A 24,374-nucleotide genomic window follows, 5' to 3' on the forward strand; every position below is an offset into this window, starting at 1 on the left:
AAAGAAAAAAATGAAATTAAACATATTCAATATTAATAAAATCGCTTTAATTGGAATCTTTTCATTGTTCACATTAACATCTTGTCATGATGATTTGAATTTAGATCCGATTGATCCTGATATGGTAACAGAAAATGAAGTTTTCTCTAACTCTCAACAAGCTAAAGCTGCATTAGGTAAAATTTATGCTTCTTTATCTCTAACAGGTCAAGAAGGACCTGCCGGGCAACCAGACATTGTAGGTGTAGACGAAGGAACCTCTCAATATACACGTTTGATGTTTTATTTAAATGAGTTAACAACAGACGAAGCTATTGTTGGTTGGGGAGATGCAGGATTACCTAACTTACATGCTATGGATTGGGGGGCAAGTAATCCATTTGTAGAAGCGATGTACTTTCGTTTAGCACAGACCGTTTCATTCTCTAATTCTTTTATCGAAAAAGCTGAAAGATTAGCTGAAACAGATCAAGAAGTAAAAAAGTTTGTTGCTGAGGCTCGTTTTATTCGTGCTTATGCTTATTATAATTTAATGGATTTATTTGCTAATGTTCCTTTAGTAACTAAAGTCTCGTTAGAATTACCAAAACAAAATAACCGTCAGGAAATTTATACATTCGTTGAATCTGAATTAAAAGATTTAGAAACTCTATTAGCAGAACCCAGAACTAATGAATATGGACGTGTAGACAAAGTAGCTGCATATGCATTATTATCTCGTTTATATTTAAACTCAGAAGTATATATCAGCCAAAATAAATACAAGGAAGCTGCCGAATACTCTAAAAAAGCAATCGAATCTGGTTATATCTTAAATACCATTGATAAAAATAATAACGGAACTGCTTATGATGAATTATTTTTAGCCGATAACGACACAAATGGCGCACAAAACGAGAATATATTTGCCATTAATTTTGATGGACGCTATTCTACAACTTACGGAGGAGCAACATTCATTGTTAAATCAAAAATAGGAGGCACTATGGCTCCTGCTGATTTTGGTGTTAATGGAGGATGGGGAGGTCCCCGTACAACAAAGGCATTAGTCAACCAATTCTCAAGTTCTGTTTCTCAAAGCAATTCGGAAGGGAATCCAACCTCATGGAGAGATAAACGTGCCATGTTTCATTCTGATGGACAAACTTTTGAAATTGAAAATGTTTCTGAGTTTAAACAAGGTTATGCGATTACAAAATTTTCTAATAAAAAATCTGATGGAACAAATGGAAATAATGATACTGGTGAACATGCAGATGTAGATATTCCGATTTTCCGTGTAGCTGAAATGTATCTTAATTATGCAGAAGCTGCATTAAGAGGTGGAGGTGATACAGGTATTGCACTTGGTTATGTCAACAAATTACGCGAACGTGCCTATGGAAATACGTCCGGAAATGTAACGTCTATTAATCTAGATTTTATATTGGCTGAACGTTCTCGTGAAATGTATTGGGAAGGAACACGTCGTATAGATTTGATTCGTTTCAATAGATTTACGAGTAATTACAACTGGCCATTCAAAGGAGGAATTACAAATGGAATGAATGTGGATAACCACAGAACAATTTATCCGATTCCATTCAATGCTTTGGCTGTCAACTCAAATTTAACTCAAAATCCTGGTTACTAAAATGAAAAATTTTATAAAATATATTTCGTTAGCTTGTGCAAGTGTTTTTGCGTTAAGCGCTTGTAACGATGATGAAGATATCATCACATTAGATCCCTCAACTTTTGTTGCGCCTAAATTAGAAGATCCAACATCAAATTCACTTATCTTATTAGAGGAAAACGCTGCTGAAACAGCGATGACATTTAAATGGAGTGCTGCTGAATATGGTGCAAATACACCTCCAAAATACGAGCTTCAAATTGATGTAAAAGGAGGAAATTTTGAAAAACCAAAAGTGATTACCTCTACTTCTTCGGTCACTGCTAATGTAACAGTAAAAGAATTAAATACGACCGCTATTGATTTAGGGTTAGAGCCCTTTAAAGAAGGTGAACTGGAATACCGTGTTATTTCAACAGTTGGTACTCCAGGTTCTCAACCTTTGATTTCTAATGTAAATTCTTTGCGGGTAACCCCTTATCCTACAGATTTATCGACTAACTGGGGAATAGTAGGTTCCGCAACACCAAATAAATGGGATGGCCCAGACATTCCTTTCTGGAAAACTGAAACACCTAACGTATTTGTAGCTTATGCTGATCTCATTGACGGAGAAATCAAATTCCGTCAAGATAATAAGTGGGATTTAGATTATGGAGATAACGATCCTATTGATGGAAAATTAGATAAAGGAGGAAAAAATATTAGTGTTAAAGCAGGTTCATATAAAGTAACAATTAACCTGAATGACTTGATCTATAAAATAGAACCTTATACATGGGGATTAGTTGGAGATGCAACACCTAATGGATGGGAAGGTCCAGATGTAAAATTAGCTTATGATGGCATGGAAGATGCCTGGTCGACAATTGTTACGATGAAAGACGGAGAATTTAAATTCCGATTAAATAACAAATGGGACGTGAGTTACGGAGGTACGGATACTCCTAATGTTTTAACAGATGAAAATGGTGCCAACATCAAAATAAAAGCAGGTACATATAAAGTTACTGCAAACTTCAACAAGAAAACTTATTCTGTAGAAGCACAATAATTAATTTTTTCTCATTAATTATATAAACTCTAAAAGCCATTAAAATTCATATCGTTTTTTAATGGCTTTTTTTCTAAAAACCACAAAATATGAAAAACACTTTATTACTCTTCATTTCTGTGTTCTCGCTCTTTATTGTGAAGGCACAGATTACAACACTCCCTATAACTCCCGAACCAGAGCAGCCTGTGACAATTTTTTTTGATAAAAACAATACAGGTTTAGCTAGTTATTCGGGTGATATTTATGCACATACAGGTGTTACAGTAGACAATCAAGCATGGCAAAATGTTATCGAATCCTGGGGAAATAATACCACTCAGCCCAAATTAACTTTTGTATCAGGAACAACCTATAAATTAGAAATCACAACGTCTATCTATCAATTTTATCAAGTTGATCCTTCTAAAAACATTACAGCAATTAATATTGTTTTTAGAAGTGACGATGGAAAACAACAAACAAACGATTTCACAATCAATGTTGGCTCCTTCAAAATGATATTAAATCATCCTGTTGAAAATAGCATCACCAATTTAACATCCGGGGCTGCTTTTAATATTAAAGCAACCTCAACCAAAAATGCAAATTGGACATTAACCGCAAATGGTCATCCGATTGATGCGATAACAAATACTACTGATTTCGATAAAAATTATACCATAACAGCCAGTCAAAACTACATTTTAAAAGCAGAAAATAATGGCCAAACGATTTCAAAGTCATTTCAGGTTTTTATAAAACCAACAGTAAACGAAGTGGCAATTCCTGCGAATCTGAAACAAGGAATTAATTACATTGATAGCGACCCCACCAGAGCTTATTTGGTACTTTTTGCTCCTCAGAAAGAATTTGTTCATGTGATAGGTTCATTTAATAATTGGCAGATTTCTGATCAATATGTTATGAACCGCGATACGTCAAACAAAGATTTATATTGGATTGAAATCAATAATTTGAAATCCGGGGAAACGAATACATTCCAATACAGAACAAGTGACGGAATAAAAACGGCTGATCCCTACTCTACTTTAATTCTCTCGCCTTACGATGATCAATACATCAACGCTGCTACATATCCTGATATGCCTGTTTACCCAAATGAGCAACAATTTGAAGTTTCTGTTTTACAAACAAATCAACCTAAATACAACTGGAAAACAACAAATTTCAATCGCCCAAACAAAGAAAATCTAATTATTTATGAACTGTTGATTCGAGATTTTAACTCGGCTAAAACCTGGCAATCTTTGATTGATGATTTTTCATATTTCAAAAATCTACATGTAAATGCTATCGAAGTGATGCCTGTTATGGAGTTTGAAGGAAATATTTCATGGGGATACAACACCGCTTATCATTTGGCTTTGGATAAAGCTTACGGACCAGCTTCTAAGATGAAAGAATTTATTGATTTGTGCCATCAGAATGGAATCGCAGTCATTCTGGATATTGCATTAAATCATGTGTATGGTCGTTCTCCTTTGGTCAGAATGTGGATGAATGATCCTGATGGTGATGGTTTCGGAGAACCTACTGCAACAAATCCTTATCTTAATCAAGAAGCTAAACACAGCTACAATGTTGGCTACGACCTTAACCATCAATTGGCTCCAACACAATATTATGTAAAAAGAACAGTGGAACATTGGATCAATGAATTCAAAATTGATGGTATTCGTTGGGATTTAACAAAAGGATTTACTCAAAATTGTTCCCCTTCTGATGAAGCCTGTACCAATAATTATCAGACAGACCGTGTCGCCATTCTGAAAAAATATGCAGACGAACAATGGGCTATAGACCCTTCCTCGTATATCATTTTTGAACATTTAGGAAACAATGGCTCTGCACAAGAGGAGAAAGAATGGGCTAACTATAGAATAGACGAAGGAAAAGGAATTATGCTTTGGGGAAAAGCGACCAATAATTTCAACCAAAATACAATGGGATATGAATCTGATAGTAATTTTGATTGGTTAAAACATACCGTAAAAGGATTTGACAGAAAACATTTGATCGGTTATGCGGAAAGCCATGATGAAGAAAGAATAATGTATAAAAACTTACAATGGGGAGCTACAAACGGATCATATAATATAAAAGATTTGAACACTTCCTTAGAAAGACAAAAAGCACTTGGTGCTGTTTTATTTACTATTCCAGGTCCAAAAATGCTGTGGCAGTTTGGAGAATTAGGCTATGATTATTCGATCAATTATTGTGAAGACGGAACAGTTAATGATGGTTGTCGTACAAACCCAAAACCAATTCCTAGTGAAATAGGTTACATTACAAATACAAATAGAAAAAGTGTATATGATATTTGGGCAAAAATCATTCAGTTAAAACTGAACAATAAAGTTTTCGAAACAGATCATTATACCATTACTTCCGGTGATTTAAAACCTCGTATCCAGATTACAAATAATCTGTTATCTACAAACGAATTATACGAAGTGATTGTAATTGCTAATTTCACAACTTCTCCACAAAATATCGCTCCATTATTCCCTTTTGTTGGGAATTGGTACAACTTAATCGACAATACAGTTGTAAATGCAACAAATACAACCTCTTCTTTTACTGTTAATTTAAATCCTGGAGAATTTAGAATTTATGGGAATACGAAAGCTAATTTATCAACAGATTCTATTGATGTAGCAGCAGAAGAAATCAGATTAGTTCCAAATCCTGTTTCAACCTTTTTCACCCTGAATACCAACTCAGAAAAAGTGAAAATTTATGATGTTTCAGGAAAGTTAATAAAAGAATTTTCAGGAACCTTTTCTTCAACTTTTCAATTCAATGTAAAGGAATTAATAAAAGGAATCTACATCCTTGATGTCAAAACAAAAAAAGGAAATTCTTCTATAAAAATGATTAAAAAATAAATAAAAAACCTCATCAATAGATGAGGTTTTTAGTTTTTAAAAATTAAGTTTAATATTATATTTCTCGTAAAAATTCTTGATATGTGTTACTGCTTCTTCCGCTGTATCAACTAAACGAAACAGGTCCAGGTCTTTTTCGGAAATATAACCATCTGCAATCACTCGGTTTCTAATCCAATCAAATAAACCTGACCAGTATTCCGTTCCAACTAAAACAATCGGAAAACGACCTGTTTTTTTCGTTTGAATTAACGTCAAAGCTTCAAACAATTCATCCAAGGTTCCGAAACCTCCCGGCATTACAATAAATCCTTGCGAATATTTCACAAACATTACTTTTCGAGCAAAGAAATAATCAAAATTAATTTCATATTCACGGTCGATATATTTGTTCAACTCTGTTTCAAAAGGCAATGAAATCCCTAAACCAACAGAAGAACCTCCTCCTTTTTGAGCTCCTTTATTTGCAGCTTCCATAATTGCAGGACCTCCTCCTGTAATCACTCCAAAACCAATTTTTGTCAATTGATATGCAATTTCTTCTGCCAATTTGTAGTAATGGTTTTCTTTTGGCGTCCTTGCCGAACCAAAAATAGAAACACATGGTCCTATTTTAGACATTGCTTCATAGCCATTCACAAACTCAGCCATAATCTTGAACAATGCCCAAGAATCATTTATTCTAATCTCATTCCAATCTTTTGGTCGAAACGGAGATTGTATTCTATCATCTTCTCTCTCTTTATCCGTCATAATACTTTAATAAAAAAACCGTAACATTTTTGTTACGGTTCAATATACAAATTTATTGTTTCTTAATCCTTAATCTCTACTCATAAAAATTCGTAAGATATACCAGAACAATAACATTAACGAAGCAAACAATGATAACGCTGCTGCTACATATTGTTGTGTTCCAAACTCATATTTTAATTGATGCGTATTATACAAAATTGCTCCTCCGGCTAATGCACACATTCCTACTGAGAACCATAATCCTAAATCGAACCCGAATAGCATTCCTGCAACGATTAATCCTATTGCTAAGAAAAAACCGATAGTTAAAGCACCTTTTAAAACAGAGAAATCTGCTTTTGTTAAAAATACAATCGCTGATAATCCGATGAATAATCCTCCTGTTACAACAGCTGCTTGTTTAATAACATAAGTTCCTCCGTAGTACAAAGCGATGTAAAGCATTGGAACAAAGATTAAAGCTTCTGCAACGATATATAAAAAATATCCTAAATATTGTTTTGATTTAGAAATTGAACCATAGGCCATTTTTTGAGCAACCCAAGTAATTCCCATGAAACCGGCTAATAAAGCAAGCCAAAGGTAACCACTCGTCAGACTTAACATAAAACGAACCAACGCTTCTGATTGTAGCATCAGAGATTCTATGAGTACAAAGACTAACACCCCTCCGGCAACGTGACCGTAAGTATGTTTATAAAAATTTGCTCTTTCTACATCTGTTGCCTCGGCAACCAATTGGTTTTGTTGATATAAATGTTGATTTTCCATACAATTCTATTTAGGTAGATATTTTTCATTTAATAATTATTGCTAAAATAATAAATTTCAGCTATTCTTTTACTCACTATTTTCAGGATTTTTTAAGCTGCCTTCATTTAATTGATTATTTAATAATTACTTAAAGTTTTGTTAATCCCCTAACCTTCTTTAAAAGATATATTTGCTCCTAAAAAAATCATATCCATGAAAACACATTTATTCTTCTTACTATTTATTTTTCTAATCAAAACCAACTTACTCGCTCAATCAACACCAAATGACCCATTATTTTTTGAAAAAGGTTCTACCTGGCTTTACCTGGATGACGGTTCTAATCAACAAAAAGAGTGGACTCTCTTAACATATGATACAAAGAATTGGAAAGAAGGAAAAGGTCATTTTGGATTTGGAGACGGGGATGAAGACACTTTGATCCAAAAGGGATATATCCGCTATTTTTTCAGAAAAAAAATTACAATAGATGATGTCACAAAACTTCCTGAAGAAGTTATTTTTAATATCATTCATGATGATGCAGCGATCTTACATATCAATGGAAAAGAAATTTTGAGAAGTTCTCTTCTTCCTCAGTCCGGAGATATTCCTCATGAGTATGAATTAAGTACATTTATACCGAACGACAAAGAAAATAGTTTTTTTCAGTACAACGTTTCTTCTTCAAATTTTGTAAATGGTGAAAATATTATTTCTATCGAAATTAGAAATCAAAATACAAGAAGCTCAGATGTATCGTTTGATTGTTTTGTGAGTGAAGATAACACAACTCCTGTTCCTTTCCACAAAGACGGGCCTTATGTATTTTATAATAACGATCAAATAACAGTGACTTATATTACGGAAGCTGGTGTCGTAAACGAAACATATACAACAAATGACAAGGTTATTCTTAAAGTGACTGATCCCACTACGTCTACGACATTTGATGTTCCTCTAAAAAAACAACATCAAACAGAGTTATCAACATATCTAGCTCCATCAAAATTCTTTGTGACATCAGACATTGAAGGTCAGTTTTCAGCTTTCAAAAAAATGTTAATTGACGGTGGTGTGATGAATGATCGTTTGGAATGGACATATGAAAACGGGCATTTAATTGTGAATGGAGATATGGTAGACCGCGGGCCTTATGTTACAGAAGTTCTGTGGTTAATCTATAAACTAGAAACCGAAGCTGAAGCAAAAGGAGGAAAAGTACATTACATCATCGGGAATCACGATATGATGACCATGACATACGATTTTCGTTATGTCAACAAGAAATATATAGAAAACGCCAGCTATTTAAAAAAGACATATGGCGATTTCTTTGAACCGAATACAGCGTTTGGAAAATGGTTCAGAACCAAAAATATTATAGAACAAGTAGGTGATTACACTTTTGTACACGCAGGCATAAGTCCACAGGTTTCTGATCTAAAATTGCCTTTGGATGAAATGAATGGTTACGGACGAAAAAAAATGAATGGAGAATCATGTACAGGCAATTGTGCTACTGTAACAGGAGGCAGTGCTTCCGGATTATACTGGTACCGCGGAATGGCAAATCAAGTTCTTTCTCAAGCGCAAGTTGATGATATTTTAACTAATTTTAAGACAAAACATATCATTATTGCGCACACTGTTTTCCCTCAAATCACTTCGTTGTACAATGATAAAGTTATTGCAATCGACGTCTCTCATGTTGATAATATCGCAAATAATAAAGTGGAAGCGTTGACTTTCTCTGATTCTTGTTTCAAAACGATGGTTTCGATTGGAAATCAAATCACCTTCAAAAATTTATTCGACAAATGTGAAAACTTATCTATTTCAGAAAAAATAAAACAAAATATCACGATCTATCCAAATCCTACTACAGACTGGATCAATATAGAAGCGAATTCGAATCAAAATCTCTCAATAAAATTAGTTGACATAAATGGTCGAAAAATCCCTAGTCCTTCTACTAAAACATCCAAAGGAATCAAAACAAATATTCAAGCACTTCCTAAAGGAATTTACCTTTTAAAAGTTTATGACAACGGACAAGAAATTCTAACCAAAAAAATCATCAGAAAATAGTTTACTTCAAAATCCTCCATCATTTTTGGAGGATTTTTTTCTTCCATTCTATAAGACCCAATATAGAAATACCCAACAAAACAAGGTATTGAAAAGATGTAATAACGGCTCCTTTGTACATCATAAGCGGAATCATGATTAAATCTCCGATAATCCAAAAAAACCAATTGTCAATTTTTCGACGTGCCATCAACCACATTCCAATTAGAAATAATGCTGTTGTTGATGCATCTATAAAATCTATTTTGGTATAATGCAATTTACATTGCGTAATAAAACCGAAATCAAACCCATTTTGAATAACCGGACGGAAATAATAAATTGTCAAAATAAAAAGAAAGCTGAGTATAAAAAGAATGGCTCCATAAAAATATTCTTTCTTCGATGCCCATGAAACCTCTACATGTTTATGATCTTCTTCAAGATTTTTTTGCCACAACAGCCATCCATAAACCGCCATTGAAGTATAATACACATTGATAATGGTTTCGCCATATAATCCCCAGTTAAAAAATAAATAAATGAAAATAAATGTCGAAATAATCGTTGTCGGATAAACTAAAATATTACGTTTATACGTGTAATAAACTGAAATAATTCCGAAGAGTGTCGCAACCGTTTCAAGGATGATATTTAGAGCTGAATACGTTTGATAAGGCGAAATGATGTAATCAATAAAATCGTTCATATACTAAGTGATGAGTTTTGAATTCAAAATTTATTATCCTTTAAAATTTTCTTTCCGTAAGTATTTAGTTCCTCTAAAATTGGCATAAAAGAAGTTCCTAATTCTGATAATTTATAAATCACTTTTAAAGGAGGTTTTTCTCCATAAATTGTTTTTATGATTAACCCATCTTCTTCTAATTGTTTCAACTGCAAACTCAAAGTCGATTCGGTTATAAATGATAATTCTTTTCTTAAAACATTGAATCTTTTTTCTTTATTTTTTAATTGACATAAAATAACGGTTTTCCACTTTCCTCCAATCAAATCCATTACAAAACTTGTTGCACATGGATATTCTTTCGATTTATATTTAATATAATTTATGTTGCAAGAATCTTCCATTTGTTTAATTTTTAAACTACTATAAATAATAGTTATTGACTCTGTATAATTTACTCAATACATTTACAAGTATATAATTTAAAAATTAAAAGATGTACCAATTGGCCCAAATAAATATTGCAAAAATGATCGGAATTAATATTGACGATCCGGTTATGAAAGAATTTGTAGATAACCTTGAACATGTAAATCAACTTGCAGAAAATAGTGATGGTTTTATATGGAGACTAAAAGACGAAACCAATAATGCAACAGAATTTAATCCTTACCATGATGAACAAATTATCATTAACATTTCTGTTTGGAAAGATATAGAATCACTTGAAAATTTCACTTACCGAACATTTCATACCGATTTTTTAAAAAGACGAAAAGAATGGTTCTCAAAATATGGTGAAGCTCATTATGCTTTATGGTGGATAAAAAATAATGAATTTCCAACTATCCGAGAAGCGGTAGAAAGATTAGATTATTTACAGAAAAATAAAGAAACCGACTATGCGTTTAGCTTTAAAAAAAGACATTTCTAACTTCGATCTATTCATAATCCAACACCCAAACCAAATAATAATCACCAACCATTTTATAAAAAGCATGATATTTACGGCTCTTTACCTCGTCTGATATCCAACATGTAATTTGCTCATTCTCCCCTAAACTAAATTCTTCTACACGGTAATGATTCAAAAAATTCCAAAGATTCCCGCCATTTAGTTTATACAACCCTTCTTTTATTCCCCAAATGATATGCAGATACTCAATCTCATGCGCCTGAGGAATCCATGTTATTTCATCTTCTCGGGCAAATTTGTGTTTGATATTTAGAATTTTCTTAGGTCGTGCCAATTCGATGTCAATTCCAATATTAAATTCGCTCACGCCAACAGAAACTAACCCATACGAATGGGTAATCGAGATTTCTTTATTTGTAGGTAAAAAGGGCTTTCCTCGTTCATCGTAATTTACATCATAATCCAAATCCAATTGCTTTAGACAAGCGCGCAATCCGAGATACTCCCTGGCCTGCTTAGGTCGAAGATTTTTATATTTCTCCATTCTATAATCTTCTAATTGAAGATATTCCAGTAAATCTTCGTTCGACTCCGTCACTTCCCAAGTAATAATTCGGGTATGTTTAAAATCGTTAATATAATCGATGATAGGCATTTTATTAATCGAAATTAGTTTGTAAATTTGTACCTTATTTTTAAATCAAAAGTTAGTTAAATATATCAATTGATGGATACAAAAACGCAATACATTCCTTACAAAGTTAAAGATATTTCTTTAGCTGAATGGGGAAGAAAGGAAATTACGTTGGCTGAGGCCGAAATGCCTGGGTTAATGGCTATCCGTGAAGAGTATAAAGCAACTCAACCTTTGAAAGGTGCTCGCATTGCGGGTTGTCTTCACATGACAATCCAAACTGCAGTATTAATCGAAACGTTGGTAGCTTTAGGAGCAGATGTTACATGGTCTTCATGTAATATTTTCTCTACACAAGATCATGCTGCTGCTGCAATAGCTGCTGCAGGTATTCCTGTGTATGCTTGGAAAGGGATGAACGAAGAGGAATTCGATTGGTGTATCGAGCAAACATTATTCTTCGGAGAAGATCGTAAACCATTAAACATGATTTTGGATGATGGTGGAGATTTAACGAATATGGTGATTGATCGTTACCCGGAATTAGTTGCTGAGATCAAAGGATTATCAGAAGAAACAACTACAGGTGTACACCGCCTTTACGAAAGAATGGAGAAAGGTACATTGCCTATGCCTGCCATCAACGTAAATGATTCTGTAACAAAATCTAAATTCGACAACAAATACGGATGTCGTGAATCTGCAGTAGATGCAATTAAACGTGCTACAGACTTGATGATTGCCGGTAAACGTGTTGTAGTTTGTGGTTTTGGTGATGTTGGTAAAGGTACAGCGGCTTCTTTCCGTGGTGCCGGAGCAATTGTTACAGTAACAGAAATTGACCCTATTTGTGCTTTACAAGCGTCTATGGAAGGTTACGAGGTAAAAAGATTAGATTCAGTGGTTGCAAATGCTGATATCGTTATCACAACTACCGGTAACTTCGGAATTGTACGTGCAGAGCATTTTGAGAAAATGAAAGACAAAGTAGTCGTGTGTAACATTGGGCACTTCGATAATGAAATCGATATGGCTTGGTTAAACTCAACTTACGGTTCAACTAAAACTGAAATCAAACCACAAGTTGATATGTACAATATCAATGGAAATGATATCATCATTTTAGCTGAAGGACGTTTAGTAAACTTAGGTTGTGCAACAGGACACCCTTCTTTCGTCATGTCAAATTCTTTCTCTAACCAAACTTTGGCTCAAATTGAATTATGGACGAATTCATCTGCTTACGAAAACAAAGTATATACTTTACCTAAGCATTTAGATGAAAAAGTAGCAGAATTACATTTGGCTAAATTAGGAGTAGAATTAGAAGTTTTATCTCAAGAACAAGCAGAATACATTGGTGTAACGGTTGAAGGACCTTTTAAACCAGAATATTATAGATATTAATTAATTTTAATTCAGAATTTTATTTGAAGAAATAACACACTTAACTATATGCCCTCGCCCTGAACAAGCGGGGGCTTTTTATTTTCATCATTTTAATGTTTTCTATATTATCATCTAAAATAACCTATCTTTAAAAGATTATAGAATAATATTAATTACGGATTATGATTAAAAAATGTCTACAAATCGGATTCCTTCTAATTGCATCCCCTCTTCTTTTGGCACAAGTAGAAAAACCATCTGAAATTTTTTGGAAAAACCTGGAAAAACATTGTGGCAAAGCGTACGAAGGAAAACTAGCCGAACATATTACAAGAGACGACTTTACGGGTAAAAAATTAACCATGCATGTAAAAAGCTGTTCTTCAAATGAAATCAAAATTCCATTTAATGTCGGAGACAATTATTCACGTACATGGATTTTGACCAAAAAAGATGGAATTATCACCTTAAAACATGATCACAGACACGAAAACGGAACTTCAGAAACGATTACTTTTTATGGCGGAACAAATACCAATTTCGGTTTTAAAGATTTTCAAATGTTTCCTGCTGATCAGGAAACAGCAAATTTAATCGATTATGCTTCAACTAATATTTGGTGGATTACATTAGACGATACAACTTTTAGTTATAATTTACAAAAGGCAGGCTCGAAAACACCATTCCATGTCTATTTTGATCTAACAAAAGAAATCACAATTCCACCTGCTCCATGGGGTTGGGGAACACCGCGATAAAAAGAGCTGAGCTCTTTTTATCTTTTGATTAGAATATCTACATTGATTGCCGGCGTAGCACCAAGTGGTGTTTTTTGCCATTGTGCCGATTTTTCTCTTCTGTATAAACATTTTGCCAACAAAGAACTGCTAAAATAAACTGGTCTTTCGATTTCTTCATAAAAATAAACAATAAAAAAATAAAACTTTGATTTTCAGCAATAAAACAGAAATGTTAAGGTGATGTAAAGGTCAAAAATTCGGGTAAAAAGAAAAATAAAGTGACATTTGTTTATCATCAAAATAACACAATATGAAACGATTTTATTTTCTCAACTATTGTTTACTTTTTCTATTTTTTGGGTTAAGTAAACTCTCGGCGCAATGTCCGGAAGGTCAGGCAGGTTTAGTACAATTAAAAAATCAGGAAGAGCTCGATGCTTTTCTCACAAATTACCCCAACTGTACAGAACTTAATCGAGACCTCAGAATTGGAAATGTCCAAAGCGGATCTAATATTACCGATGTATCCGGTTTAAAAAACTTGAAAAAAGTTCAACGTCTACATATCGAATATAATCAAAACTTACAAACACTTGCAGGTTTAGAACAATTGCAAACAGCGCAAAGAGTTACTATCCAGCTTAACAACAACCTGACCAGTATAGAAGGTTTAAGTGGCTTAACAAACGTTGAAGAAAGTCTGTCTATCTCGAATAATGAAAACTTACAACATTTGAAAGGTCTCGAGAAAATCAAGAATATTGGCGGATTGATTCTTATCAATAATCCAATACAAAATCTAGAAGGTCTTAATCAGTTAGAAAGTCTTAAAGATGGTTTGAGTATTTTAAACAATCCATTGCTTAGCGACCTCTCTGCACTATCAAAATTAACAAAAGCTGGTGGACTTTATATCAGAAACAACCGTGCTCTTCCCAGTTTGTCAGGACTCGAACAGTTAAGTGAAATTACTCTTGATGTTTTACAAATTAGCAATAATTACAATTTAAAAAATATTGATGCTCTAAGCGGTTTAAAATCGGTTAAAAACATACAGATTGAAAAAAATGCGCAATTAAGTAATTTACTCGGATTGAATAATTTAAACATTACTCAATTAGAAGATTTGAAAATTACGTACAATCCTCTTTTAACCTATTGTAATTCTACAAGTATTTGTACTTATATTTCCCAAGGAGGTTTCAGTGAAATCAAAGAAAATAGCATTGGTTGTTCCTCTACACAGGAAATCAGTTCTTTTTGTAGTACCGATAACAATTGCCCGGAAGCAGGAGACATTCAATTAAAAACACAGGCTGAAGTTGATGCTTTTCTAATGCAATACCCAAACTGCGCTATTTTGCATGGCAACCTAAAAATAGGAACTTTAAATGAAAATTCTGACATTCACGACCTTTCTAAATTTCAAAATTTAAGTGCCATTGTAGGAGGTTTATCCATTTATAATAGCCAATTGGAAAATTTAAAGGGGTTTCATACATTGACACAAATTGCCGGAGATTTGATTATTGAAAACAATAGTAAATTAACTGATCTCTCTGCCTTTTATAATCTGTTCTCCATTAATTCGTCACAACTTATTATCCGAAATAACGACATGCTGGAAGCGCTTTGGGGATTAGATAATCTAAATCCCAAGAAAATCTCTAACCTGATTGTAAGTTCTTCCCAAAATCTATCCATGTGCAATGTACCAAGTATCTGCAAATATGTTTCTGCCTTCGGAAGTCAATATGAGCTTTCGGGAAATGCCACAGGATGTAATTCTTTTGATGAAGAAATGTTTGCCTGTAGAGACTGGGGAATGTTACCGGAATGTCCGGAACCGATAGAAGATCTTACCACCGGTAAATATAGTGTAAATTTCAACTCGCAGGAAGAAATTAATCATTTTAAAATTCAATTCCCGGATTGTACCCAAATCAATGATCTTGTCCGAATAGAAGGAATTAACTCTAATATTACCGATCTTACGTCATTTGAGAAAATAACCGCATTAAAAGGATTAAAGATTTCGAATACCAATATCAGCTCCTTATATGGTTTTCATCATTTACAAAGCGCCACGGATTATTTAGATATCGGTGGAAATAAAAGTTTAGTTAATTTGAATGAACTTTCCCAACTAAAAAAAGCATTCTTTGTAGACATTACGCGAAACGATTTGTTGGAAAACCTTAACGGATTGAATCAACTCTCATTTGTTAATAAGCTTAATATAGCAAATAATCTAAAACTTAAAAATTTAAACGGTTTAGACCAGTTAACCGCTTTATCAGATGGTTTTGACGATCCTCAATTCGCACAGTCTGATTTGTCAATTGGTTACAATGCTCAACTCATTAATTTAGAAGGTTTGAAACTGAAAAAAGTCAACGGAAGCATAAGCATAATGAATAATGAAAGTTTGCAGAACCTTAATGGATTGCAATCTTTGACTCAGTTCAATGGGGATCTTCGCATCCAAGAAAACCCGAAGTTGACAAGCATTGAAGCACTTGGTAATGTGACCAGCGCTATAGATGAAGAGCATTATTCGTTAAGTTTTGGTGGTTTACAAATTGCAAGCAATCCTTTACTAGCGAATCTGAACGGTCTTCACAATATAAAAGCAACAGGATGGGTCAGTATTTCAGGAAACCATTCTTTAACCGACCTGAAAGGTTTGGGTAATATCACAAAACTATCGGAGTTAAGCATTTACAGTAATGATAAAATAGAAAACTTAAACGGACTATCGCCCAACCTATCTACTTTAGGAGTTTTAAACATCTTTAACAATCCTCAACTTGTAACGCTTGATGGTTTAAATAATTTAGCCGCACTTAGCCGTTTCGGATATATTCATCTAGAGAATAACCCTCTACTAAATGATTTGACTGCATTGAGCAACCTAAGAAAAATGGCGGATGATATGAGCTATCTCAAGTTAAGAAATAACCAATCTCTTACTAGTCTTAAAGGATTAGAAAACATTGATGCAAAAACCTTATATAGTATTGAGCTGACCAATTCCCCCAATCTCTCACAATGTAATGTAAAAAGCATTTGCGACTTTTTGACCAACAGCGGAGAAAATCTTATTTTCAATAATGCTACAGGATGTAATTCTCCTCAGGAAATTTTAACCGCCTGTAATCTTTCGATAGATGATGTAAAATTTTCGGATGATTTGATTATTTATCCCAATCCTGTTAAAACTCAATTCAACATTCAACTTAAAACGAATGAAAAAATCAGGCAACTTAAAATTTACAACATGGCCGGACAAGAGGTTTACGATAATCGTTTTCATCAACAAAATCATAATATCTCCCATCTATCAAAAGGTCTCTACATCGTTATTATAAAAACAGATACCAAGAGTTATCAGCAAAAATTAATTAAAGAATAATTTTTTTCATAAATTTAATAGCGTGAAGAATAACAGTCTCCTTCATTTAAGGAGACTGTTATTTTTTCTTTCAACCTTATTATAATGAACTCAAAAATATTGTTTTATTATATTGTCATAAGTGTTTTTACAGCTACTCTCTCTCTGTTTGCACAAACACAAAATTCCGAGCTTCCGGAATACAAAAGTCATATTAAAAATCTTCTGGCAAAAGACAGTATACAGGCAGCAAACACGCTCATTAATAAAAATATTTCTTTAGATCCTGCTTTCTCTTATGAAAGTTTGACCAACAATCTTACGAAAGCTAAATCCAAACAAGATGCTTCACTCCTAGCCAATACCTATTTTACTTTGGGGAATTTTTGGCACACAATGGGGAACAAATCAAAAGCTTTTGAAAACTACCTGGAAGCTGAAAATTATAGCAAAAAAAGTCATCATCTCCGCCTATTAGGAAGTGCCTTACGCAACAGAGCAACATTGACGGCAAATCTGGACGAAAGAATAAAATTACTGGAGGAAAGTATTAAAATTTTCGATCAGACAAAAGATAAACTCAATTCCAGTATTTCTCACATGGCGATGGGACTTGCCTACAGTTCAAAGCTCGACTGGAATACCCCAAGCAAAGAAAGAGATCCGAAACAAGTAAAATATTATAAGGAAAAGGCATTTGAACACTACAAAATTGTTGAAAAAAATAATCAAGAAATGAACGATCCGGAGATTTATGCCTCTTTACAGACCTCTTATGGTGAGTGGTTTTTGTACGAAGGCGAATTAAATCAGGCAGAAGCTTCTTTCACCAATGTTGTTCGTCATATTCCTCGTTCATTAATAAAAGGAAAAGTAAATGCCTTGATCCAGTTATCTTACATTCATCAGGAAAAAAACGAAATTCAATATGCGTTAAATAATCTAAAAGAAGCTGATAGTATTTCAGCCCAAAATGGTTTCAACGACCATTTAGCGACTATTTATGAACAATATGCTTCTCTTTATGAACAAAACGGAGACCTAAAAAATACACTTTTATATACCAAAAAATACACTCAGAAACTGATCGAACTCAATACGACCAACAACGAAGACAAAATACATATCGTAGAACTTGAGCATCATTTATCTGAAAATGAACTGAAAATAGAGCGTTATAAAACGCAAAGCAAATACAACAAAATCTTAATGATTCTAGCATTGATCTGTTTGATTTCTTTGCTTGTTTTTGCGTATTTAATGGTAAAAAATCATCGTCGAAAAATAGAAAGCCTGGAAAAATCAAATATTATTAAAGAAATCCAGATGAAGAATCAACAACTGGAAGACGACTTGCTAAAAGAGAAAGTGAGCTATGTTCAAAATCATTTGAGCACAGTTGCCAACCTATCGAATAAAATTCTTCATTTTCTGGATGAGCTTAAAACCCAAGTAAAGGAGTTAAGTCATAACTCTGCTTATCTTAAAAATATCAACGATTTAAAGGTTGCATTTTCAAATATTCTAAACGACAAAAGCTACTTAACAGAACTTAATGCAATTTCATCTGAGCTCAACCAGGATTTTTTTGTTTATCTCCGAAAAAACTATCCTTCGGTCACAAAAAAAGACGAACAGTTATTCGCATTCATTATTCTTAAAATGAGCTCTAAAGAAATTGGAGAAGTATTAAATATATCAACAGAAAGTGTTTACATCAAACGGCATCGGTTAAGAAAGAAGTTGAACTTAGATATAAATGATTCCATGATTCAATTTTACGAAAAAATCATTGCGCAACTTTAAAATCAATCGATTTTACATCATTCATTTCAATTTGTTTAACCTCTTTTCTTCCTATCTCTCAATAATTTATTCAGCTATTTAATTTCGAATTGTTTTTTTACTTAAATTTAATAGAGATAACAAATTGAATGAAAATTAAGCTTTGCATCTCATTGGTTTTATTTCTAACTTTTTTACAAATTCACGCTCAGAAAACAGGGCTTATATTAGCTGAAAATGTAAATAAAGAGACTATTTCATTTGAATTTATCAAGAATTTAGTCGTCATCCCCCTAACATTGAATGGCCATCAAATGAATTTCATTATCGATTCAGGTTTAAAAGAAACGATTTTATTCAGTCAATTTGATCAAACAATTAACAAAGAAAATCTGCGTCAAGTAACTTTAAGAGGTTTAGGAAAAGATGTCGCAAATACAAAAGGTTATTATTCTTCTGACAATGTAATGATTATCGGGAAGAATTATGCTTCTAAAAATATGAAGATTGTAGTCATTCAGGACGAAAACTTTAATCTTTTTTCCCGGTTAGGAATTGATGTTCATGGCATTATTGGCGCTGAATTTTTCAAAAATTATCCTATACGTATTGATTATTTCAAGCATAAAATAACCATTTACAACTCTATTCATTCTGTCAAAAAATTAGCAAAATACCACGTCAATGAATTAGAAATCAACTCAGAAAATAAACCTTTTACCATCATAGACTTCACTCATGATAAAACCTACGCTCATCAAAAAATGTTAATTGACATCGGAAATAGTGATGGTTTGTGGTTGTTTAAAAATCAAATTGGAAATTTACCTGCTTTACAGCATTCTTTTTCTGACGAATTAGGAAAAGGATTTAATGGCACTATAAACGGAGAACGCGGAACAATTTTTTCTGTTAATCTGGGAAAATATACGTTTCAACAACCTTTGATTGCCATTCCAAATTTTGAATCAATTCAGTTCATTAATGTCAAAAATGATCGGAAAGGTTCTTTAGGAAATGAAATTTTGAGACGTTTTACCATTGTATTGGATTATCCGAATAATAAATTTTATTACAAACCCAATCGAAATTTTAAAGATGCTTTCCATTACAATCGAAGCGGACTTACAATCATTCATGATCAGTTTGAATGGAAAAAAGAAGGAGTTGGTTTGGCATTTGACCGCAAGGAACTGAATGAATACAATACAGCACCTTCTAAAAAGATAAATTACCAATATGTCTTGAAACCCGTTTATAAAATAGAAACTGTACGAAAAAAATCAAATGCTGAAATCGCAGGTGTAAAACCAAATGACAGATTACTAAAATTGAATGGTAAACAAGTGGATAAAATGAGTTTAAATGAGATTGAAATTTTTATGCGCAACAACGAATTTCAGCAAATTTCGATAAAAGTCTTACGAAACAATCAGGAGCTTGAATTCAAGTTCATATTAGATATTCCGTATAAAGATTAGTCTTCTAATTGATCCAGTATTTGTTTTATTTGTTTCAATTTCGACCCATAGTATTTGACATACATATAATAAAGGATCACTCCTATTATTACAATAGTACCAATTACCAAAGCAATCATCCAAAGTATAAAATTTGGATTTGTTTTGATTGTTTCAGATATATGAATGATCTGATTAAAAAATTTCTCTGAGTTTCCAAAAGAGAATAAGATAAAGTATAATCCGATTCCACTTGGTGTTGCGACGATTGTTGTCACAAGATAAGTATCCAAAGCATATTTTAATTCATAATATACTTTTAATAACATTTCTTTACTAGAGTTTAACTCGAAATCTTTAGATATTTTATAAAAATGATAAAACCTCACATAATTAATAATCGAACCTAATACAAGGTAAAAACTAAAAAAATAATAGAAAAAAACACTGATTCCGTTTATTTTATACAAACTAATGTATGGCATTACGAGAATAAAAATTATCGAAAAAACAACCACCCATAATTCAACTTTTATCTTTTTACGTAAATCTTCGAGAATATTACTCGCAGATTTTAATTGATCAAAATCTTTTTTGATTTTCACTCCTTCCGAAGATTGATTGTCCCATTGTTTTTGTAATTCATCAAAATTCATAACCGTATTTTTTTATGATGTTTTGGATTTTCTCTTTTGTTCTATTCAATTTCACACGTGCATTCACTTCTGTTATTCCCAAATTAGAAGCTATTTCCTTATGGCTTTGCCCTTCCAGAAATAAAAAAATCAATGCTTTTTCTACTTTGTTCAGTTCATGAACCGCTTTATAAAACAATTCCAGTTGGTTTTCTTTTTCTCCTGAATCTACTTCATCCACCTGATCAAGATTCTCAATAAACGTATGACGCTCTTCTTTTTTCTTTTCTTTTTTAAAATAAGTCAAAGCCGTGTTTAACGAAACACGATACATCCAGGTCGAAAATTGAGAATTTCCTTCAAAACGTTCAAAAGATTTCCACAATTGCAAAACAATCTCCTGTATCAAATCATTTTGATTTTCAGAATTGTCCATATACATCCTGGCGACTTTATGTAAAATCCCCTTATGCTGGTTAATTCGTTCTAAAAATTCTTGTTGATTTTTCACGTTTAGAAAAGGTTAATCTAAAACAGGTGTCACTTTATAACCTTTTGATTTCAATAAATTAATCAAACCTTTTTCTCCTGCTAAATGCGCCGATCCTACAGCAAGTAGAGTCGGTTTGTTTCGAATAATTTCCGGAATAGATGCACTCCATTTTTCGTTACGCTCCACCATCAGAACATCATATAACCCCGGAGTAGAAGCCGAATATTCTTTCATTATTTTATCCAATTGATCGATATCTTCCTTTTGATAAGCAGCAAACATTGTATCAAAAATCTCTTTTGTTTTTTCAGAATCCATTTCTCTCAACACCTTTACCATTTCCTTTGAATCAATAAAACGATCCAAGTAATCATATTGATCTTTTACCGTCGATAATCCGCCCATAGGTTTGTTTAATGTTTTATATGAAGCAATAATTTCTTCTTCAAAGCTTGTGACCTGACATGGAAAAGAGCTTTGCATCAGCATTGCCATAATCATCATTGGTTTTATTTTATCAAAAACTGCTAAATTGGCACCAAACTTTGTTTTTAATTGATTGTCTAAATAAACTGAATCATCTTTCGAAAGTTGAGAACTTATTGTTTTATCTCCCATCATATTTGCCTGCATTTGCGACATAAAATTAGGATTGCCCATATCAATCTCAAAAACAGCCTGACTAGTCTGCTCCATTGCTTTTGTTAACTTCGGTTTCATTGCAAACTTATCCTTACAAATCATATGTACCGTTCCAAATAAATACGACGGTTGCTTCAAATCTTTCCCTTCTATTTTCCATAAAAGCGAATTTTGACCAAAAGTAAAAGTGATGGCAAATATAAATGTAAAGGTGATTATTTTCCTCATGGTGTTAATTTTTTAAAGTTAGTCTCGTACATGACGATTCGCTACACATTATTTTACTTTTTTCAATGCGACCTGTTCATCATTGATGAAAAGAATACAATCCAATCTAAAAAATTCCTGTAAAATATTTACTTTGATTAGGAGTTTCTCATTTTTCGAATTATTCAAATGCCCTGTCAAAATTGGTGCAGAGAAATAGTTAATCTGATAATCTTGTAATTTATCATTAACAAATAATCGTTCTCCCGAAAACCAATTATTTTCAATTCGAATGACATTATTCTCAAAAGTTGCTTCCCAAATAGATTTCATCGTTCAATTATTTTAGTGTTTACTAGTTAGTAGACATAAAATAAAAACGTTACAAAAGTTGTCAAAAAAATCGAATCAGTGTATTAAAGCAAGTAAAATAGCAGATATATACAAGCCAAAGCCAAAAATAATATGTGTGAGCAAACTTCTTAAACGCAATACATTCGGATTAGGAAGTTTTGAAGAAGCAAAGCCAAAACCAAAAGCAGGCTGCATTATGAAAAAAGGCGCAATCGTTGTAAGAATCCCAATGATGAATGCAGGTAAGAGCGTCGGATGATTTAACCATTGTACGCCAAAAATCAAGACCAATAAAAATGAAAATACAATTCCAATTGAATAATGAGCAACCCAGCCTAAAAGTACTTCATTTTTTACAGGTTTCGAATCAACTATTTTATCATGAGAAAATTTTCCTTTAAAAAAATAACCAATCCATCTTCCTACAAATCTATAATCTAACGATTTTATGTGAAAACATCTCAACATAAATGCCCAAATATCCATCATTAGCGTAGCTCCTATTCCAACTAAAACAGTTTTAATGATTATTTCCATATTCTCTTTTTTTATAAAGATAAATCATTTTTCTTCTAATGCGATAAAGTCGCATTAAATTAATAAAAAAATCACCGAATATTTCTATTGTTCTAAAAACAATATCCTTGAATTAAAAATCCATTTCCAGCCAGATAGGCAAACTAAATTCTTCTAATAAATGTGCCAATTGATATTTCTGATAATCGTCTTTAGTTATCCATACCATTTCTTCTATCTCAGAAGCAATTCTAAGGGTTTTATAAGCCTTTAATTTTACATGAAAGACATTTGCATGTACTTTAGTATTTTTTTCGTTCACAGCAACAGAAGTATGTTGTCCTAAAAACGAAACGTCATGCAATAAAATATCAATATTAATTTCTTCTAAAAATTCGCGTCGAAGTGTTGTTAACAATTCTTCATCTTGCTCTCGTTTTCCACCAACCATCTGAAAAAACTTCGAATTCTTTTTTCGAACAGCTAACATTCTACCTGTTTCGTCTGTCACCAAAGCATTGACAAGAAAAATTTGATCCATTATTATCATTTTATTATGCACTATACAAATTTAAAATGAGAAAAGTTTAGCGCAAAAAAAAGCTTCACATAAAATGTGAAGCTACATAAGTTGGCGATCCGGACGGGACTCGAACCCGCGACCACTTGCGTGACAGGCAAGTATTCTAACCAACTGAACTACCGGATCAGAAAATTATAAATTAAATATATTTTTTACGATTTTATAAAAAATTGCGATCCGGACGGGACTCGAACCCGCGACCACTTGCGTGACAGGCAAGTATTCTAACCAACTGAACTACCGGATCAAAATCTGTATCGATTTCGGATTGCAAATATAGGTGGATTTCTGATAAATCCTAAACTTTTTGCAAAAAAAATCTCGGAAATTTTCCTTCCGAGATTCTTTTATTTCAAAATCAACGATTTAATTTATTATAAAATCGCGTTTAATTTTTCTACTAATTGTTCTTTTGGAACAACTCCAACAACTTTATCTACAACTTCTCCGTCTTTGAAAAACAAAATTGTAGGAATATTACGAATCCCATATTTTGCCGCTATTTCCTGGTTGGTATCTACGTCAACTTTACCAATAACTGCTTTTCCTTGGTATTCTGTAGCAAGCTCTTCCACAACTGGACCAACCATTCTACAAGGACCACACCAAACTGCCCAAAAATCAACCATTGCAGGTTTTCCTGACTCTATAATATCCGATGCAAATGATGCGTCTGTTACTTCTAATGCCATAATCTTATTTTTTTTATCTAATCTTAAGTTTACAAATCTACATAAAATTTTATTGCTGAAAAATTTCGATCATATTATCTCTCAATTATAAGATAGATGAAACG

The 24,374-nt window shown here is 32.8% G+C and carries 22 protein-coding genes and 2 tRNA genes; 10 read left to right on the plus strand and 14 right to left on the minus strand.

Features of this window, described 5'->3' with window-relative positions:
- Nucleotides 1–10 precede the first annotated feature (10 nt).
- The 3 genes from H277_RS0104265 (at nt 11) to H277_RS0104275 (ending at nt 5,563) form a co-directional block, all read left to right on the plus strand.
- Nucleotides 11–1,633 (plus strand): RagB/SusD family nutrient uptake outer membrane protein, encoded by a 1,623-nt coding sequence (locus tag H277_RS0104265; protein WP_051094528.1) that lies wholly within the window; start codon nt 11–13, stop codon nt 1,631–1,633.
- A gap of 1 nt (nt 1,634) precedes the next feature.
- Nucleotides 1,635–2,669 (plus strand): SusE domain-containing protein, encoded by a 1,035-nt coding sequence (locus H277_RS0104270; protein ID WP_019974342.1) that lies wholly within the window; start codon nt 1,635–1,637, stop codon nt 2,667–2,669.
- Between the two features lie 89 nt (nt 2,670–2,758).
- Nucleotides 2,759–5,563, plus strand: coding sequence for an alpha-amylase family glycosyl hydrolase (locus H277_RS0104275; RefSeq protein ID WP_019974343.1), 2,805 nt, complete (start codon nt 2,759–2,761; stop codon nt 5,561–5,563).
- A gap of 36 nt (nt 5,564–5,599) precedes the next feature.
- Here H277_RS0104275 and H277_RS0104280 read toward each other — a convergent pair whose 3' ends face one another.
- Nucleotides 5,600–6,316: an LOG family protein gene (locus tag H277_RS0104280; protein ID WP_019974344.1), complete on the minus strand. Its 717-nt coding sequence runs from the start codon at nt 6,314–6,316 to the stop codon at nt 5,600–5,602.
- 69 nt (nt 6,317–6,385) lie between these two features.
- Entirely contained in the window at nt 6,386–7,090 is a 705-nt protein-coding gene (locus tag H277_RS0104285) for a Bax inhibitor-1/YccA family protein (protein ID WP_019974345.1), read from the minus strand.
- Nucleotides 7,091–7,285: 195 nt separating this feature from the next.
- Between H277_RS0104285 and H277_RS19635 the strand changes: the two genes are divergently transcribed.
- The gene (locus H277_RS19635; RefSeq protein ID WP_019974346.1) at nt 7,286–9,163 is read left to right on the plus strand and encodes a T9SS type A sorting domain-containing protein; all 1,878 of its coding nucleotides are present in this window, start codon (nt 7,286–7,288) and stop codon (nt 9,161–9,163) included.
- A gap of 19 nt (nt 9,164–9,182) precedes the next feature.
- Here the strand turns inward: H277_RS19635 and pnuC are convergent, their stop codons facing one another.
- Both pnuC and H277_RS0104300 read right to left on the minus strand, forming a co-directional pair.
- The gene (gene pnuC, locus H277_RS0104295; RefSeq protein ID WP_019974347.1) at nt 9,183–9,851 is read right to left on the minus strand and encodes a nicotinamide riboside transporter PnuC; all 669 of its coding nucleotides are present in this window, start codon (nt 9,849–9,851) and stop codon (nt 9,183–9,185) included.
- 23 nt (nt 9,852–9,874) lie between these two features.
- Nucleotides 9,875–10,234 carry a winged helix-turn-helix transcriptional regulator gene (locus H277_RS0104300; RefSeq protein ID WP_019974348.1) on the minus strand — a complete coding sequence of 120 codons (360 nt, stop codon included), beginning with the start codon at nt 10,232–10,234 and terminating at the stop codon, nt 9,875–9,877.
- Nucleotides 10,235–10,326: 92 nt separating this feature from the next.
- Here H277_RS0104300 and H277_RS0104305 point away from each other — a divergent pair, with 92 nt between their 5' ends.
- On the plus strand, nt 10,327–10,764 hold the full coding sequence (locus H277_RS0104305; RefSeq protein ID WP_019974349.1) for a DUF3291 domain-containing protein: 438 nt from the start codon (nt 10,327–10,329) through the stop codon (nt 10,762–10,764).
- 7 nt (nt 10,765–10,771) lie between these two features.
- On the opposite strand, the gene H277_RS0104310 is transcribed toward H277_RS0104305, so the two are convergent.
- The gene (locus H277_RS0104310) at nt 10,772–11,401 is read right to left on the minus strand and encodes a 4'-phosphopantetheinyl transferase family protein (RefSeq protein ID WP_019974350.1); all 630 of its coding nucleotides are present in this window, start codon (nt 11,399–11,401) and stop codon (nt 10,772–10,774) included.
- A 72-nt stretch (nt 11,402–11,473) separates the two neighbouring features.
- Here H277_RS0104310 and ahcY point away from each other — a divergent pair, with 72 nt between their 5' ends.
- From ahcY to H277_RS0104335, 5 genes are all read left to right on the plus strand, one after another.
- A complete protein-coding gene (ahcY, locus tag H277_RS0104315; protein WP_019974351.1) occupies nt 11,474–12,787 on the plus strand; it encodes an adenosylhomocysteinase in 1,314 nt (437 codons plus the stop codon).
- A 164-nt stretch (nt 12,788–12,951) separates the two neighbouring features.
- Nucleotides 12,952–13,527, plus strand: a complete 576-nt coding sequence (locus H277_RS0104320) for a hypothetical protein (protein WP_019974352.1) — start codon at nt 12,952–12,954, stop codon at nt 13,525–13,527.
- 292 nt (nt 13,528–13,819) lie between these two features.
- A complete protein-coding gene (locus tag H277_RS0104325) occupies nt 13,820–16,924 on the plus strand; it encodes a T9SS type A sorting domain-containing protein (protein ID WP_019974353.1) in 3,105 nt (1,034 codons plus the stop codon).
- Nucleotides 16,925–17,008: 84 nt separating this feature from the next.
- Nucleotides 17,009–18,709, plus strand: a complete 1,701-nt coding sequence (locus H277_RS0104330; protein ID WP_019974354.1) for a tetratricopeptide repeat protein — start codon at nt 17,009–17,011, stop codon at nt 18,707–18,709.
- Between the two features lie 128 nt (nt 18,710–18,837).
- Nucleotides 18,838–20,169 carry a PDZ domain-containing protein gene (locus tag H277_RS0104335; RefSeq protein ID WP_019974355.1) on the plus strand — a complete coding sequence of 444 codons (1,332 nt, stop codon included), beginning with the start codon at nt 18,838–18,840 and terminating at the stop codon, nt 20,167–20,169.
- On the opposite strand, the gene H277_RS0104340 is transcribed toward H277_RS0104335, so the two are convergent.
- The 9 genes from H277_RS0104340 to trxA form a co-directional block, all read right to left on the minus strand.
- Nucleotides 20,166–20,804, minus strand: a complete 639-nt coding sequence (locus H277_RS0104340; RefSeq protein WP_019974356.1) for a hypothetical protein — start codon at nt 20,802–20,804, stop codon at nt 20,166–20,168. The two genes, H277_RS0104335 and H277_RS0104340, sit on opposite strands and share 4 nt — an antisense overlap.
- Complete coding sequence (locus H277_RS0104345) at nt 20,794–21,225, minus strand: RNA polymerase sigma factor (RefSeq protein ID WP_081623192.1); 432 nt, start codon at nt 21,223–21,225, stop codon at nt 20,794–20,796. The genes H277_RS0104340 and H277_RS0104345 overlap by 11 nt, the downstream gene beginning before the upstream one ends.
- Before the next feature lie 81 nt (nt 21,226–21,306).
- Complete coding sequence (locus tag H277_RS18605) at nt 21,307–22,146, minus strand: TraB/GumN family protein (RefSeq protein WP_019974358.1); 840 nt, start codon at nt 22,144–22,146, stop codon at nt 21,307–21,309.
- Between the two features lie 48 nt (nt 22,147–22,194).
- Nucleotides 22,195–22,458 carry a hypothetical protein gene (locus H277_RS0104355; protein ID WP_019974359.1) on the minus strand — a complete coding sequence of 88 codons (264 nt, stop codon included), beginning with the start codon at nt 22,456–22,458 and terminating at the stop codon, nt 22,195–22,197.
- Between the two features lie 75 nt (nt 22,459–22,533).
- Entirely contained in the window at nt 22,534–23,016 is a 483-nt protein-coding gene (locus H277_RS0104360) for a DUF2938 domain-containing protein (RefSeq protein ID WP_019974360.1), read from the minus strand.
- 112 nt (nt 23,017–23,128) lie between these two features.
- Complete coding sequence (locus H277_RS0104365) at nt 23,129–23,536, minus strand: NUDIX hydrolase (RefSeq protein WP_019974361.1); 408 nt, start codon at nt 23,534–23,536, stop codon at nt 23,129–23,131.
- 91 nt (nt 23,537–23,627) lie between these two features.
- A tRNA-Asp gene (locus H277_RS0104370) sits at nt 23,628–23,704 on the minus strand.
- Between the two features lie 47 nt (nt 23,705–23,751).
- Nucleotides 23,752–23,825 (minus strand) — tRNA-Asp (locus tag H277_RS0104375).
- A gap of 127 nt (nt 23,826–23,952) precedes the next feature.
- A complete protein-coding gene (trxA, locus tag H277_RS0104380) occupies nt 23,953–24,270 on the minus strand; it encodes a thioredoxin (RefSeq protein WP_019974362.1) in 318 nt (105 codons plus the stop codon).
- Nucleotides 24,271–24,374 lie beyond the last annotated feature (104 nt).

Source organism: Empedobacter brevis NBRC 14943 = ATCC 43319 (assembly GCF_000382425.1).
In the GTDB taxonomy this organism is placed as follows: domain Bacteria; phylum Bacteroidota; class Bacteroidia; order Flavobacteriales; family Weeksellaceae; genus Empedobacter; species Empedobacter brevis.